The sequence below is a fragment of the Segetibacter sp. 3557_3 genome (assembly GCF_004354985.1).
Classification (GTDB): Bacteria; Bacteroidota; Bacteroidia; order Chitinophagales; family Chitinophagaceae; genus Segetibacter.
This window is the reverse complement of record NZ_SMSK01000014.1, coordinates 169,214-184,372: the sequence shown is the minus strand read 5'-3', so window position 1 is coordinate 184,372 and position 15,159 is coordinate 169,214. Positions and strand designations below refer to the sequence as shown.

At 43.5% G+C, this 15,159-nt stretch carries 17 protein-coding genes; 15 read left to right on the top strand and 2 right to left on the bottom strand.

The features are described from left to right. Nucleotides 1-611 precede the first annotated feature (611 nt). From EXU57_RS18785 to yidD, 13 genes are all read left to right on the top strand, one after another. Nucleotides 612-1,391, top strand: a complete 780-nt coding sequence (locus tag EXU57_RS18785; protein WP_133269776.1) for an alpha/beta fold hydrolase — start codon at nt 612-614, stop codon at nt 1,389-1,391. A gap of 40 nt (nt 1,392-1,431) precedes the next feature. Next, nucleotides 1,432-2,091, top strand: coding sequence for a CBS domain-containing protein (locus tag EXU57_RS18780; protein ID WP_133269775.1), 660 nt, complete (start codon nt 1,432-1,434; stop codon nt 2,089-2,091). A gap of 130 nt (nt 2,092-2,221) precedes the next feature. Beyond that, the gene (locus EXU57_RS18775; protein WP_133269774.1) at nt 2,222-3,655 is read left to right on the top strand and encodes a POTRA domain-containing protein; all 1,434 of its coding nucleotides are present in this window, start codon (nt 2,222-2,224) and stop codon (nt 3,653-3,655) included. 279 nt (nt 3,656-3,934) lie between these two features. After that, nucleotides 3,935-4,813, top strand: a complete 879-nt coding sequence (locus EXU57_RS18770; protein WP_133269773.1) for an NAD kinase — start codon at nt 3,935-3,937, stop codon at nt 4,811-4,813. Between the two features lie 60 nt (nt 4,814-4,873). Next, nucleotides 4,874-5,722, top strand: a complete 849-nt coding sequence (locus tag EXU57_RS18765) for a DUF6089 family protein (protein WP_133269772.1) — start codon at nt 4,874-4,876, stop codon at nt 5,720-5,722. A gap of 225 nt (nt 5,723-5,947) precedes the next feature. After that, the gene (locus EXU57_RS18760; protein ID WP_133269771.1) at nt 5,948-6,718 is read left to right on the top strand and encodes an isoprenyl transferase; all 771 of its coding nucleotides are present in this window, start codon (nt 5,948-5,950) and stop codon (nt 6,716-6,718) included. A 126-nt stretch (nt 6,719-6,844) separates the two neighbouring features. Next, nucleotides 6,845-9,583: an outer membrane protein assembly factor gene (locus tag EXU57_RS18755; RefSeq protein ID WP_133269770.1), complete on the top strand. Its 2,739-nt coding sequence runs from the start codon at nt 6,845-6,847 to the stop codon at nt 9,581-9,583. 27 nt (nt 9,584-9,610) lie between these two features. Continuing rightward, a complete protein-coding gene (locus EXU57_RS18750) occupies nt 9,611-10,123 on the top strand; it encodes an OmpH family outer membrane protein (protein ID WP_133269769.1) in 513 nt (170 codons plus the stop codon). Between the two features lie 120 nt (nt 10,124-10,243). After that, nucleotides 10,244-10,852: an OmpH family outer membrane protein gene (locus tag EXU57_RS18745; RefSeq protein WP_133269768.1), complete on the top strand. Its 609-nt coding sequence runs from the start codon at nt 10,244-10,246 to the stop codon at nt 10,850-10,852. A 66-nt stretch (nt 10,853-10,918) separates the two neighbouring features. Continuing rightward, entirely contained in the window at nt 10,919-11,737 is an 819-nt protein-coding gene (murI, locus tag EXU57_RS18740) for a glutamate racemase (protein WP_133269767.1), read from the top strand. 213 nt (nt 11,738-11,950) lie between these two features. Next, nucleotides 11,951-12,106 carry a 50S ribosomal protein L34 gene (gene rpmH / locus EXU57_RS18735; protein WP_133269766.1) on the top strand — a complete coding sequence of 52 codons (156 nt, stop codon included), beginning with the start codon at nt 11,951-11,953 and terminating at the stop codon, nt 12,104-12,106. A gap of 32 nt (nt 12,107-12,138) precedes the next feature. Further along, entirely contained in the window at nt 12,139-12,588 is a 450-nt protein-coding gene (locus EXU57_RS18730) for a ribonuclease P protein component (protein ID WP_207955532.1), read from the top strand. After that, nucleotides 12,575-12,808 (top strand): membrane protein insertion efficiency factor YidD, encoded by a 234-nt coding sequence (yidD, locus tag EXU57_RS18725; protein ID WP_317130034.1) that lies wholly within the window; start codon nt 12,575-12,577, stop codon nt 12,806-12,808. The genes EXU57_RS18730 and yidD overlap by 14 nt, the downstream gene beginning before the upstream one ends. 54 nt (nt 12,809-12,862) lie before the next feature. Here the strand turns inward: yidD and EXU57_RS18720 are convergent, their stop codons facing one another. Beyond that, nucleotides 12,863-13,468: a superoxide dismutase gene (locus tag EXU57_RS18720; protein ID WP_133269764.1), complete on the bottom strand. Its 606-nt coding sequence runs from the start codon at nt 13,466-13,468 to the stop codon at nt 12,863-12,865. A gap of 300 nt (nt 13,469-13,768) precedes the next feature. On the opposite strand from EXU57_RS18720, the gene EXU57_RS18715 reads away from it, so the two are divergent. Both EXU57_RS18715 and EXU57_RS18710 read left to right on the top strand, forming a co-directional pair. After that, nucleotides 13,769-14,161, top strand: coding sequence for a response regulator (locus EXU57_RS18715; protein ID WP_133269763.1), 393 nt, complete (start codon nt 13,769-13,771; stop codon nt 14,159-14,161). A 118-nt stretch (nt 14,162-14,279) separates the two neighbouring features. Continuing rightward, nucleotides 14,280-14,603, top strand: a complete 324-nt coding sequence (locus EXU57_RS18710; RefSeq protein WP_133269762.1) for a hypothetical protein — start codon at nt 14,280-14,282, stop codon at nt 14,601-14,603. Between the two features lie 22 nt (nt 14,604-14,625). Here the strand turns inward: EXU57_RS18710 and EXU57_RS18705 are convergent, their stop codons facing one another. Further along, nucleotides 14,626-15,081 carry a response regulator gene (locus EXU57_RS18705; protein ID WP_133269761.1) on the bottom strand — a complete coding sequence of 152 codons (456 nt, stop codon included), beginning with the start codon at nt 15,079-15,081 and terminating at the stop codon, nt 14,626-14,628. Nucleotides 15,082-15,159: the final 78 nt, after the last annotated feature.

Genomic DNA, 15,159 nt, shown 5'->3' with positions numbered 1-15,159 from the left:
TGTTTGAAGTAAGCATTCAATTTGCGTAACGGTCTTAATTGCAAAGGGTTTTTGGTTTTACAAATTACCCCAAAGTTGCAATCCAGGAAACATCAGCGTGCTTATAAGGACACTCTTGTGCCATTTCAAGATGGCATCTTTAAACAGCCGGCAAAAATAAGCATTCCCGCTGCAGATGCCAGCCTAAAGATAAACAAGCGGAGCCAGGGCTCCTAAGCAGAAGCCGGCTGCCAGGTCAGTTATCGAACAATGATTGGTTAGCCATCCCGCCAGTATCCGCCGGTGTACCTGATCCGGCTCATATGGGAACTTTTTTTGGGGCCCGACAAGAGAAATGCTATGGAGCATCCTTGCGTCGCACCCTTGTACGATATAACCCTGCGCAGCAACCTACTCCAATTCGTCGCTCTAACCCGCGATCCACCAATCCCCTAATTCGCAATTCGCTCATTCGTAATACCATGCCCGCCATTTTAACGAACGGCATTTATTTATAATCAAGTATTTTAGCATAGTCCTTCAAAACCCTTCTGTTACCCTACACCTTAAGAAACCTCCGTTTCATATTATTTATGTTTATTTGTAAAATTTCGATTTGAACCAAACTCCAGATGAAGTACGAAATCAAACAACAGGATAAATTTAAATATATAGAGATTGGCGAAGGTGAACCTTTGATGCTGCTGCATGGTTTGTTTGGCGCATTAAGCAACTTTAAAGACCTCATCGACCACTTTAGCACGAGCTACAAAGTGGTCGTACCAATGCTGCCGTTGTTTGAACTGGATATCTTTCACACCTCTGTTGGCGGGCTTGCAAAACACGTTCATAAATTTATTGAAGCCCGTGGTTACACCGACATTCACCTGCTGGGTAATTCACTTGGAGGACATGTTGCCCTGGTACATATCTTAAAACATCCCCAAAAAATAAAAACACTGATTTTAACCGGTAGTTCCGGGCTTTTCGAAAACGGAATGGGCGACAGCTACCCAAAGCGTGGCGACCGCGAGTACATACGTAAGAAAACCGAGCTGACCTTTTATGATCCGGCAATGGCTACGAAAGAATTGGTTGACGAAGTATTCGACATAACCATCAATCGCATTAAAGTCATAAAAATCATAGCCCTGGCCAAAAGTGCTATCCGGAATAACTTAGGCGAAGAGCTAAACGAAATCAGTCAACCCACCTGCCTGATATGGGGTAATAACGATACCATTACCCCGCCATTTGTCGCAAAAGAATTTCAAAAGCTGATCCCAAACAGTGAATTGCATTTTATCGACAAGTGCGGTCATGCCCCTATGATGGAAGTTCCCGGTGAATTTAACGTCATCCTCGACCAATTCCTTAAAAAGCATCGTCAACCCGCTGCATCGTTGGCGTAGAGTTTGCTGTCTATGTAGGAAAGCAAAGACAAGGAGCAGAATGTTATCCAGCCAATTAGTTAATACAAGTTACCCTACGCTCGATCTTTTCGATAAGGTTTCCAGCGCCCTCCAGTTTATGGAGGATTTTGATATAGAGCACTTACCGGTTCAGTCGGAAGATCGATATCTTGGGCTGATAACCAAAGACGATCTGCTCGATACCAACGAAAACGCCATCCTTCAGATCCTCGAAGAAGATTTCATCAAAAAAGCGGTTAAACCTGGTGAGCATTTCTTGTCTGCCTTAAAAATTGCTGCTGCAAGTGCCTTAACACTTGTTCCTGTAGTTACCGAAACGGGAGACTGGCTGGGCGGAATTCCTGCCCCGGAGCTGTTAAAGATGGCTGCTGCTTTTACAGGTTCCGATGAACCGGGTGCGGTTATCGTTCTGGAAATGGAGAAAACAAATTACTCCCTGGGCGAGATCAGCAGGCTGGTAGAAACCAATGATGCCTTTATCACCCAGTGCAATACCCTTACCGAACCGGAAACGGGTTTATTGATCGTTACCCTGAGGCTTAACAAACTTTTGGTATCGAACGTAATTGCTACATTTCAACGTTACGAATACAGTATCCGTTATTTTATGGGCGAAGAAGAGTACGAAAACGAGCTTCGCTATAATTATGAACACCTCATGTCGTACCTGAAGGTGTAACAAACCCTTTTTCACTAACTCCTCATTTTAGCTGGCTGGTTGCATGAACAAACAATTTTAAAAGTTTGTTTACTACCGGAGTCCTTATATTTAGAATTCACATTCTCTCCATTAATATTGTAATCCGGTAATGCAACAATTGCTTAGGTACTTCTTTTTTGCCATTTTCACCTGGTGTTTTCTGCCGCTTTTCAGCCAGGTGCCGGACAGTATCATCAATAATATACAGGCTTCACCCGAAGTAGACTCATCTGTGGCCACTGTTGTTGTTGGCGATGTACGCATTACCGGGTTCAAAAAAACAAAACCATATGTCATCAACCGCGAAATCCCCTTTCGCAACGGCGATGTTATTGTGTTAAAGGACCTCCCGAAAAAGTTACAGCTTTGTCATGACCAGTTAATGAATACTTCCCTTTTTGTTGACGTTGATGTAACCATCGAGCGGCGGGTGGGAGAATTGGTTTTTATAAATGTTAACATCAAAGAGCGTTGGTACCTCTTTCCATTACCCTATTTCAAGATTGTCGACCGGAACTTCAATACCTGGTGGGTAGAACAAAAACGAAGCTTTAACCGGGTAGATTACGGACTGAAGTTTATGCAAAACAACGTCAGCGGGCGTAATGATAACCTTAACATCTGGCTGATTACCGGCTATACCCAGCAGGCTTCTATCCGTTATGAAAACCCGTTTCTCGATAGAAGTCTGAAACACGGTATGAATGTGGGCTTTTCTTACTCGCGTAACCGGGAGATGAATGTATCAACCATCGAAAACAAACAGAACTTTTACAAGGAGGACTATTTCCTGGTTAAGCAAATCCATTTTGACGCGGCGTATTCTTATAGGCCTGCAATAAAAACGCGTCACAACTTTCGTATCTCCTACACCGATCAAACCATTCATGATTCGATCATTGCAAAAAATCCCAACTACTTTGGAGACAGTTTGCAGCGGGTTCGTTATTTCGACATGAATTATAGTATACAGTACTTCAATGTCGACTACATTCCGTACCCGCTCCGCGGGTTTATGGGTGATGCCTATATATACAAGCGTTCTTTAGGGGCTAAAAACAATGTTTTTCAGATAGGTGGAAAAGGAACCTATAGCTTTAAGCTTGCACCAAAATCCTTTATGCAGTTTCAGGGCGCCGTAATGTTAAGGTTGCCTTTCAAACAGCCTTACTTTACCCAACGCATGTTTGGCAGTGGCGACTTTTATATGCGTGGCCTTGAATACTACGTTATTGATGGTGCAGCAGGAGGATTTGTAAGAGCTACTGCAAAACAACAGGTACTATCCTTTTCCGTAAAAAACATCATTGCCAGCAAAACACACGATAAGATTCCATTTAAAGTGTTCTTAAAAGGATATGGCGACGCCGGTTACTCCTATAATCCCGAGCCAGGAACCAGCATGTTTAATAACCGATTATTGCGCACCGGCGGTGTTGGTATCGACATCGTAACCTTCTACGACATCGTGGTTAAACTCGAGTACAGCTTCAATCAAAGGGGTGAGTCCGGCTTATTTGTACATACAAAATCGGATTTCTAAACCTTCATAGGGGTTTCACTTTTCCCGAATTCCCAGGAACACCATTCTGTCAAAAACTTGTTGGTTGAGTACCAGGAGTTCATCTTTTTACAATGGCAGGCTAACACTTCTTTCTGCAAGTGACAAGCGCATATTTCCGATGCAATGGAATTTATTTATGGGAATGACAAGGTCTTTGGCCGTTTTATTTCATCTTTATAGCGTTTTTAGTCTGCGCCCCCAAACTCAACATGTTTATCTCAGGTGTAAACACCACAAAATACTACCAATTACAAATAAATGAAAGTAGCTATATACAGCAGGGGCATCGACGTTGAGCAGGAGGGCCAACTGCTGACCCTGCTGGAAGAACTCACCCGCCACCGCATTGAGATATTTCTTTATAAGCCATTTACCGAACAAAACTCAGCTGTTAACATCCTGCCTTTAAAGTTCGGCTTGTTTAAAACCCACGACGATCTCGACGACAGCTTCGATTTCCTGATCAGCCTTGGTGGAGATGGAACAATGCTCGACTCGGCAACCCTCGTTAGAAATAAGAACATACCCATCTTAGGAATAAATTTCGGGCGTCTTGGATTCCTGGCGAGCCTTGGGCAAGGCGAAATGGGCAATGCCGTGGAGTCGCTGGTTAACGGTACCTACATGGTCGACCATCGTACCCTCATGCACCTTGATGCAAACATCCCGCTTTTTGGAGATGCACCTTTCGCTTTAAATGAGTTCGCTATACACAAGCGGGATACCTCGCCTATGATCAATATTCATACTTACCTGAACGGTGAATTTTTGAATTCGTATTGGGCAGATGGGCTTATCGTATCTACACCTACCGGCTCTACAGGTTATAATATGAGTTGTAACGGACCAATCGTATTTCCCGACAGCGGCAGTTTTGTTATAACCCCCGTTGCACCGCATAACCTTAATGTAAGGTCGATTGTCGTACCGGATAATAATATTATTAGTTTTGAAATTGAAGGGCGTACCGAACAGTTTATTTGTGCATTGGATGCCCGTCGTGAGATTGTTGAGAAAGAAGTTCAGCTTGCTGTTAAAAAGGAGGAGTTCAAGATCAGCCTCGTGCGATTCAATGAAAATAGCTTCCTGACAACCCTTAGAGAAAAGTTAACGTGGGGGTTGGACAAAAGGAATTAGGTTTTTACAAAATAAACTCGCGTATTTTCCGTTAGAATTACATTTTATAGTTTTGATCCCATGATATTAAAGAGATTAACCATTTTCATCTGTATCTTATTTGTTACTGCTGCCGGGCGTGGCCAGATGATGGAAAGCTACGTACAGGAAGGCGAATTTGGGGTAGCTGTAGGAGCTGGCCATTATTTTGGCGACCTTAATACCAGGGCAGCCTTAAACCGCCCAAAGTTTAGTGCAGGTGCGTTTTTTAGAAAGCAGTTCGGAAACTACATAGGTGTAAAGCTTGCAGCAAACTATGCACGCCTCGGCTATTCCGATGTTTACAGCGAAAATGAAATCCAAAAAAGACGGAACCTTAGCTTTAATTCCAATATCTGGGAAGTGTCATTAAGTGGCGACTTCAACTTCTTTAAATTCTATCCGGGAATTTCCGGCTTCACTTATACGCCATATGTATCACTTGGGGTAGGTGTTTTTTCTTATGATCCCTATGCTTACCTGGGTGATCAGAAATACTTCTTGCGTGCAATTGGTACCGAGGGCCAGGGTAGTGCGCTATACCCCGAGAGGAAAGCCTATGGATCAATGGGTGTTTGCTTCCCGGTAGCAGTTGGTTTCAAGTATAACGTTTCGCCGAGTGTAAACATGTTTGCAGAGGTAGGTTACCGCTTCACCAATGCCGACTACCTCGATGATGTGAGCATGACTTATGCACCCGATGCGTTTTCGCCTTTGCCGAATGGCTCGCCTTCTATAGGACAGTTGCTGTCGGATCGCAGTTATGAAACCGGTGTTCCAATTGGTATCAAGAACAGGCAAAGAGGAAACAGTCAACAGAAAGATGCCTACGTACTGGCTCAGATTGGGGTTTCCTTTAATATATCTTCTTACAGGTGTCCAAAGTTTTAAACAGCAAATATTCCTATTCAATTGCCCGCGTGAGCGGGTTTTTTGATGCTTAAGGGTCCGGCATTGTAACATTTTGGGTCCTGCTGATAGCCTAAGCACCGGTTTAAGCTAACGATTAAATTCACCTTAAACATAGCTGTTCAGCTGTTTTCTATACTGATTCTTTTAATTATAAAGTCGGCTATTTGATTACCTTTGCCACCCCTTTAAAGAGGGACGAGCCTTATGTCTGAGCTGAAAGATAAAATAGACCTGAATCGATTGCCGTCACACATTGCCATTATCATGGATGGAAATGGCCGATGGGCAAAGGAGCAGGGGCAAGACCGGCTTTACGGACATTACCATGGTGTAGAAAGCGTCCGCAACATCGTGGAAGGCTGTGCGGAACTTGGGGTTGGCTACCTTACCCTTTATGCTTTTAGCACAGAAAATTGGGACCGCCCGGCAGACGAAGTAAATGGCCTGATGGAGTTGCTGGTTGATACCATCCGTAAGGAGGTGGAAACACTGAATAAAAACAACATCCGGTTACACGTCATCGGGAACATGAAACAGCTTCCGGAGTATGCTCAAAATGAAATGCAGGAAGCGATTGACATCACAAGCAGCAATACCGGCCTAAACCTGGTCATGGCATTAAGCTACAGTTCTCGCTGGGAGCTGGTAAATGCAGTTAAAGAGATCGCCCGTGATGTTCAAAATGGAAAGCTTGAAGCAGACACAATCGACGCCGAGACTTTTGAGCGCTTTCTTTGCACCACAAATTTCCCCGATCCCGAATTAATGATTCGTACAAGTGGCGAATTCAGGATCAGCAACTTTCTGCTTTACCAACTTGCCTATTCAGAATTATATTTTACCAACACGAGATGGCCTGATTTCCGGAAAAAAAATCTTTACGAAGCCATTCTCGACTTCCAGGGCAGGGAAAGACGCTTTGGTAAAATTAGCGAACAGGTCCAGGATGAACAGGAAAATATCCCGACACTTTAATGGCGCCACAGCAGGACTATTTAACAAACACTTTTAAATATTCCGGTTAATTTGCTGCTCATTGCGTAATCCCAGACCAACCGTAAGCTGCTCCGTCGGCCCGGAATTCAACCCAAAAAGATATTGATGCAGAACTTTTACAAACCCTTCTTGTTCGCAATAGCGGCATGTTGGTTATTTCACTCATCCTCGAGCGCACAGGGAACTACCGAAGCTTCTGATACTACGCAGCCAACATCAGTAGATGTAAACCTGGAAAATCTTTTTACTCAAAAAATCCCCCGGAAATATAAAATCTCATCAGTTACCATCACAGGTAATAAATTCTTTGATCCAGCGCTACTAACTTCAGTGGCAAACATCAACGTTGGCGACGAAGTCACCATCCCGGGTGGTGATCAGTTTTCAAGAGCGATCAACAAGCTCTGGCAGCAGAGGTACTTCAGCAATGTAGATGTGTATGTAACCTCACTGAAAGATAAAGACATTGCAATCGAGATAGCCGTTACAGAAAGACCACGCCTGGCTAACTTCTATTTTAAGGGCATTAAGAAAACAGAACAGGAAGACCTCACACCTAAGGTTGGCCTTGTAAAAGGAAGAATTATCACGGAGAATATGCGCAGGTCTGCTATCGAAGCGGTACAAAAGTATTATGCTGATAAAGGCTATAGGGGAGTAACAGCAAGAATAGAAGAGTCCAGTGAAACAACAGCAGAAAACACGAACAACATCACCCTTGTAATCGAGAAAGGGGTTAAAGTAAAGATCAGCGACATCAACTTCGCCGGTAACACCGTTCCTGATTCAAGGTTGAAAAAACAAATGAAGGGAACAAAGGAAATGACGAGGATCACACTTCGTCCTCCATCGGTTGCGGCTGGTAATCCCGAGCCAAAAAGCATCACCTTCTCCGAGTACCTGCAGGAACATGGCTATCTTTCTTTTACCAAAACAAAAGAATTCCTGGATCCGTATGTCAGGCTGAAGTTGTCTTCCGCAAAGTTTAACGAAAAGAAGTACGAGGAAGACAAAGAGAAGCTTATCGAATACTACAACTCCCTTGGATATCGCGACGCTACCATCGATTCAGATAGTATCAATTACAATTCAGCAGGAAATCTTAATGTTAACCTGCAGGTCAATGAAGGACATCGTTATTATTTTGGCAACATCACATGGCGCGGTAATACCAAATACTCAGACAGTGTGCTAAGCGCAATCCTCGGAATTCAGAAGGGCGACGTTTATAATCTTGCTACCTTAAACAATAAATTAGGTAAGCAGCTGACCCCTGAAGGAGGTGACATCAGCGGGCTGTACATGGACGATGGTTATTTGTTTTTTAGAACGGAGCCGATTGAAACCGCGGTTTACAACGATACCATCGATCATGAAATACGCGTTATCGAAGGACCCCAGGCAACGATCAAAAATGTAAGGATTGCCGGGAACGAAAAAACAAAGGAATACGTTATCCGTCGGGAGCTACGAACCATTCCGGGCGAGAAGTTCAGCAGGCAGGACCTTATCCGATCGAACAGGGAAATCGCCAATCTTGGGTATTTCAACCAGGAAAAAATTGGCATCAACCCAATTCCAAATCCTGATGACGGAACGGTTGACATTAACTATTCTGTAGAAGAAAAATCTAGCGATCAGTTGGAATTAAGTGCGGGCTTTGGTGGCGGTATAGGTCTTACCGGTACGCTTGGGGTATCCTTTAACAACTTCTCCATTAAAAACATCTGGAGAAAATCAGCCTGGGATCCGTTACCAACTGGTGATGGGCAAAAGCTTAGCTTAAGGGTACAAAGTAATGGTAAGGCTTTCCGTTCTTACAACTTCTCGTTCACCGAGCCGTGGCTTGGTGGGAAAAAACGGAATTCTTTTACGGTGAGTTTATATGATACGAAGTTCAGAAACGGTTTATATGATTATACTACGGGCCGGTACAGTTATTCAGCAGGGGACTCTTATATACAAACTACCGGAGTTGGTGTGAGCCTTGGTAAACAACTGAAATGGCCCGATGACTTCTTTAGTTTTGTAACATCCCTGAACTATACTCGTTATCGCCTAAAGGATTACCAGATTTTCGAAGGTTTCAGCAATGGTTTTTCAAACAACTTCAACCTGAAACTTGCATTGCAAAGGTCCTCAGTTGACCAGCCCATTTTTCCTAGAAGTGGGTCAACCTTCCTGATGAGTGCGCAGCTTACGCCTCCTTATTCGCTCATCGATCCGGAAAGGGTTAAAGCCAAAAATCCATATGAATTGGTTGAATACCATAAGTGGCGGTTTAATGGCGAATGGTATGTGCCATTAGGAAAGCCTCATGGCGGAGAAAGCAACAAACAATTTGTACTAAAAACATCCGTTAAGCTGGGCTATATCGGACGTTATAATAAAGACCTCCAGGTATCACCATTTGAGCGTTTCCAGGTTGGTGATGCGGGTTTAAGCAACAACTTTGCATTACTCGGTTACGACATCATTTCGCATAGAGGTTACCCGGTATACGACAATAGCAATCCGCGGATTAACCCCGACCAACAAAGTACACAGCGATTTTTTACTATTTTCAACAAGTACACTGTTGAAATGCGATATCCTTTGAGTCTTAATCCAAGCAGTACCATTTTCGCTCTCGGCTTCTTCGAAGCTGCTAATGGCTGGTACAGCACCAAGGAGTACAATCCGTTCCGTTTACGGAGGTCTGTTGGTTTAGGTATGCGTTTTTACCTTCCTATGTTTGGATTGCTCGGATTTGATTATGGCATTGGTTTAGATAGGTACTCGCCCAATAACAAACTTAAAGATGCAGCGAGGTTTACCTTCATGCTCGGATTTGAACCCGAATAATCATCCTGAAACACTCAATAATTCCTCATGAAAAAGTTACTTATTGTTTTCTCACTGCTGATGGCAGGCGTAGTTACTGCGTCCGCTCAGCGCTATGCTATAATTGACACCAAATTTATTCTTGACAAAATACCAGCTTACAAAGATGCTGACCGGCAGCTTTCACAGACTGCTGAACAATGGCAGAAAGAAATTGACACCAAGCAGGCAGAATTGGACCAGATGTATAAAAACTACGATGCCGAGCAATTTATGCTCACAGATGAGTTGAAAAAGAAAAGGGAGGACCAACTGTTTAACCGCGAAAAAGAAGTTCGTGATCTTCAAAAGAAGCGCTTTGGCTACGAGGGCGATTTGTTTAAAGAACGTCAAAAACTGGTAAAGCCAGTGCAGGATAAGGTTTACAACGCCGTTCAGAAAATGGCAGTAAATCGTGGCTACGATTTCGTGCTTGATAAAAGTGAAGGAATTACCGTTATATTCGCCGACCCAAAATTGGACAAGAGCGAGGAAGTTTTAAGGGAACTTGGGATCAGATAGTATTTTTTAACTTAAATAAACACAACGTAAAAGGAACAATCAAAGGATTATCTCGTATTTGTAGGTGTTAAAATCATCTCACGACCTTGATTGTAGTCTTTACAAAAGAAAAATTCAAAAATGATGAAAAAAGTTCTAATGGCTGTCCTGGTTTTTGGGGGCAGTATTTTCGCAACATCCCAGGTAAATGCGCAGAAAATCGGTGTTTTTGATTTGGATATAATGGTTTCTCAGGCTTTGCCCGAATATCGTGCAGTTGACAGCATGGTGCAGACATATGAAAGAGACTCCTTAAGTCTTGAGTATGATTATGCGTTGAAAGAATACAACCGTCTTGACAGTACCTATAAGCTGGACTCTGCTGCCAAAAAGCCTGCTAGTGTTCTGAATTATATCAAGCAGCAAAAAAATGAAATCGCTACAACGATCATTTACTGGCAGCAAATTTCTCAGCAAAAGTCGGGACAAAAGCGCCAGATGCTTGCAAATCCGCTTTACCAGAGAGTGCTTTCAGCTTACCAGAAAGTACTACAAGCAAATACCTATCTTGTAGTTTTAAAGCCTGAAGCAATCGAATTTATGGGCTCTCCCAAAATTGAGAATATCTTCGAAAAGGTCGCGCGTGAAATGAAGATTACGCTACCTGAACAGCTAAGGAGTAGCGAGCCGGAGCCAACTCAACAGCCGGCATCTAAGCCTCCGGTGAGCAGGCCCGCTCCAAAGAAGTAGTTTAGCAATAACGAATTGTGAAATAAGAAACCACGCATAGCAGCGTGGTTTTTTTATTTTTGAATAATGCATCAACCTATCGGAGTATTCGACAGCGGCTATGGCGGGCTTACCGTATTAAAGGAGATCAGGCAGCGTCTACCACTTTACGACTTTGTTTATCTTGGCGATAACGCCCGCGCACCTTATGGAACGCGTTCCTATGAAACCGTTTACCAGTATACCAGGCAGTGTGTGCGCTGGTTTTTTGCCAATGGATGTTCACTTGTAATACTGGCCTGTAATACCGCCTCGGCAAAGGCACTCCGTACCATTCAGCAACGCGAACTCGAACAGGAATATCCCGGCAAGCGCGTATTAGGTGTGATCAGGCCAACCACCGAGATGGTTGGAAATTATTCCTTAACCCGGCACGTAGGCATATTAGCTACCCCCGGCACTGTCCAATCGGGATCATACCCGATTGAAATTAGCAAGTTCTTTCCTGATGTTAAGGTGTTCCAGGAGGCATGCCCGATGTGGGTTCCGCTAATTGAGAATAATGAACACAATTCTCCCGGAGCTGATTATTTTATCAGCCAGTGCGTGGAGCGACTGCTGGAGAAGTCGCCGTTGATCGATACCATCCTGCTTGCATGTACCCACTATCCTTTGTTAATGCACAAGCTTCAGAAGCTGCTGCCTGCAAGCGTAACCCTGCTGCCACAGGGAAGCATTGTGGCTGAAAGCTTATGCAACTACCTCGGGCGGCACCCGGAGATAGCCGCAAATTGCAGCAAGAATGGCAGTGTTCGCTTCTATACCACCGACTCTGCGCTGACTTTCAATCAACAAGGTTCCCTTTTTTATGGAAGTGAGGTATCGTCCGCTCATGTGGAGCTCTAGTTCATTTTAATTCGCAGGACCGGTTTATCGAACTGTAGACTGGTGAGCGGACCAACACTCAAGCAAAAACGAGTGCCAGGCTTAAAAAAACTCGCCCGAGAAATCCATTCTTAATTTTTTTGCCCTACTTTTGCCGTCCTTTCACCGAGGCAGTACTTATGGGATGTACGGCCAGGCCGAAACAATATTTCCGGGTTAGTAAAAAACAAAAAAATGAAACGTACATTTCAACCACATACACGCCGCCGTAAATCTGTACACGGTTTTCGTAAACGTATGGAAAGCGCTAATGGCCGCAAAGTGCTGGCAAGCCGCCGTAGCAAGGGCCGCGTAAAACTTACTGTATCCGACGAAAGACGCCTGAAGTAACGGTGATGCCTTCGCGATCAAACATATAAGCCCTGTCTTTCGATAGGGCTTTTTTTATCAATTCTTTTGTTATCATACACCACAGCTACAATAGTACCGAACGGCTAAAAAGTCGGAAGTTAATCGAGGATCTCTTTAAAACGGGAACCAGTTTAAATGGTTTCCCGGTTAAGCTATTGTACAAGGTAGTCGACGACATCAATCAACCGCTGCTTCAAGCGGGGGTCAGTGTTGGCGCTAAACGGTTTAAAAAGGCCGTGGATCGTATTAGGATTAAACGTTTGTTGAGGGAGAGCTACCGGCTACAAAAGTACCAGTTGCAGGATCAATTGTACAAGCGTAACATCCGTGTTGTGTTATTTTTGATATACATCGGGCCGGAGATGCCTGAGTACGATCTGGTATATGCAAAAACAGGTCTTCTTATCGCACGTCTTACCGAACATTTTACGCCGAAAACGCCGTTGCGTGAAAAGCATTAAAGAAATACTTATTGGGCCCTTCATCTTGCTAATAAGGGGATACCAGGTGCTGATTTCGCCGTTGCTTGGTCCTAAGTGCAGGTTTACGCCTACGTGCTCCCAATACGCTCTCATAGCGTTGAAAAAGCACGGGCTGCTAAAGGGAAGCTGGCTTTCAGTTAAGCGGATTGTGCGTTGCAATCCCTGGGGTGGACATGGACATGATCCTGTACCGGAATGAGCTATAAAAATCAAAAGCCCCGCAACGCCGGGCTTTTGATTAAGGTAAGCAAGATTATTGTGCTGCTGAAAATCTTTCCGAGACCTTATTCCAGTTCACTACGTTCCAGAAAGCGGCCAGGTAATCCGGGCGCTTGTTCTGATACTTAAGATAGTAGGCGTGTTCCCAGACATCAATGCCTAAAAGCGGCGTGCCTTTTACTTCGGCAACATCCATCAACGGATTATCCTGGTTTGGTGTTGATGATACTTCAAGTTTACCATTATTACTGGTCAGCCATGCCCAGCCGCTTCCAAAGCGAGTTGTACCAGCCTGGTTCATTTTTTCTTTTAAGGCATCGAATGAGCCAAAAGTGCTGGTAATTGCTTCCATAAGAGGTCCGGTAGGTTGTCCGTCAGCTGATGGCGTCAGGCTTTCCCAAAAGAAGCTATGGTTCCAGTGACCACCGCCGTTATTACGTACGGCAGGGCTGATTGCACCAGCTGAAGCTACCAGTTGTTCAAGGCTTTTGTTTTCGTGTTCTGTACCTGCAATTGCTTTATTAAGATTATCAACATACGCCTGGTGGTGTTTGCCATGATGGATCTGCATGGTAGCGGCGTCTATATGCGGTTCGAGGGCTTCTGGCGCATAAGGCAAAGCCGGTAGAGTAAATGCCATAGTTATAAATTTTGATGTTTGAGGTGAATGTAATACCAACAAATTTATGCCTGATAAGTTAGAAGTTCATTGTCTCTCAAGCAAATGTTTCTGAATTCGGAAACGCGCGAGGTAAGATCCGGAAGAGTGATGTATGCGAATACATCGGATCAGCTGACGAAAACTGTTGAACTCAAGCCGTAAAGTTCTGATCTCGCAATAGTTCTGACCAATTGCTGATAATGGCTTTGATTAAATATTCTCTTTATAAATCTTACATTTATTTGAGAAATTGTTTCTACACTTCAAAAAAATTCATTATTGATTAAAGCTGTTTTGTACTGGCAGCATTTTTATTCACATATTATCATGGGAAAGAAGAAGGTGTTAATAATAGATGATGAGGTTGACTTTTGTTTACTCATGCAATTCTATCTATCAAAAAAGAACTGCGAGGTTCAAATATCTCATACGCTTAAAGAAGGCATGGGTTTACTGGAAAACGATAATCCGGACATCGTGATACTCGATAACAATTTGCCAGATGGTCTTGGTTGGCCTGCCGCAAAAAGTATTCTTGCAGTAATACCCGATGTTCAGCTTTTCCTAATCAGCGCAAATAAGTCAAACAATAAACCTGAAATCTCTAATTCTCATTTCCATGTTGTCGAGAAGCCAATTTCGATAACGCAAATCGATAACTTTCTCCGTTAAGTTACCGGCTTTTTTTTGCCGGACTGAACGTCAAATCCTTTCCTTATCGCGCCTCATCTAATCTTTCCTGTTTCTGGTACAGTTTTAATGGTACTTAGTGGTACTCAAATCATATTTTATGGACAATCAACAATATTTGGATGAACAAACCAAAGGTTCTTCTCCAACCTCTTCACCTCAGGATCCTGAAACAAACAGCGGAGAGTCTTACGGACAGGGTCCTAAACCAATTGTCAATGAGCAGGAGCAGCATAAAAGCGTAAACCAGGAAGAATATGTTGATGATCTTGCTGCAAATACCCGTTTCGGCGAGTCAGACAAATATGGTTTTCCAAAGAATAACGACCTCGACATTACAAGTACTCCGCCGGTAACCGAGATAGACGATGACCTGGATAGCTCGAAAAACAACGTTCCAAACTTGAACGATCGATCAGCATAAGCTTTTGGCCGGCACGAAACCTTTAAATTGACCAGGTGGCGCATTGTATCCAAAATCTACCTAAGTCGCCCATGGTACGGGCCCAGTCGGTAGCAGTTTTTGGTTTAGTTACATAGCAGTTTGCTCCCAGTTCGTACGCTTTTTCTATGTCTTTTGATGAACTTGATGTAGATAGCACTACAACCGGTATCCTGCAGAAATCGTTATCCTCTTTTATCTCCTTTAATGCTTCAAAACCATCTTTCCTGGGCATGTTGATGTCCATGATAATCAATTGAGGTAACGCCTGGAGATTTTGTTCTTTTGCTTTTTTACGGAGATGGTCCATCAATAACTGTCCATCTTCAACATCGTTCACTTCCACAGGCAGATTGTTCTCTTCAAATGACGTCCGGGCAAACTCAATATCTTCAGCATCATCGTCGGCAATAAGTATCCGGAACGGCTTTGTTGATAAATGGCGATTATTTGAGCCCATAAGTACAATTTAGGTTGACAGATAATTGGATAGAGTGGCTTATTATACCGATAAGGTAGACGTTTCATTTTAAACAGA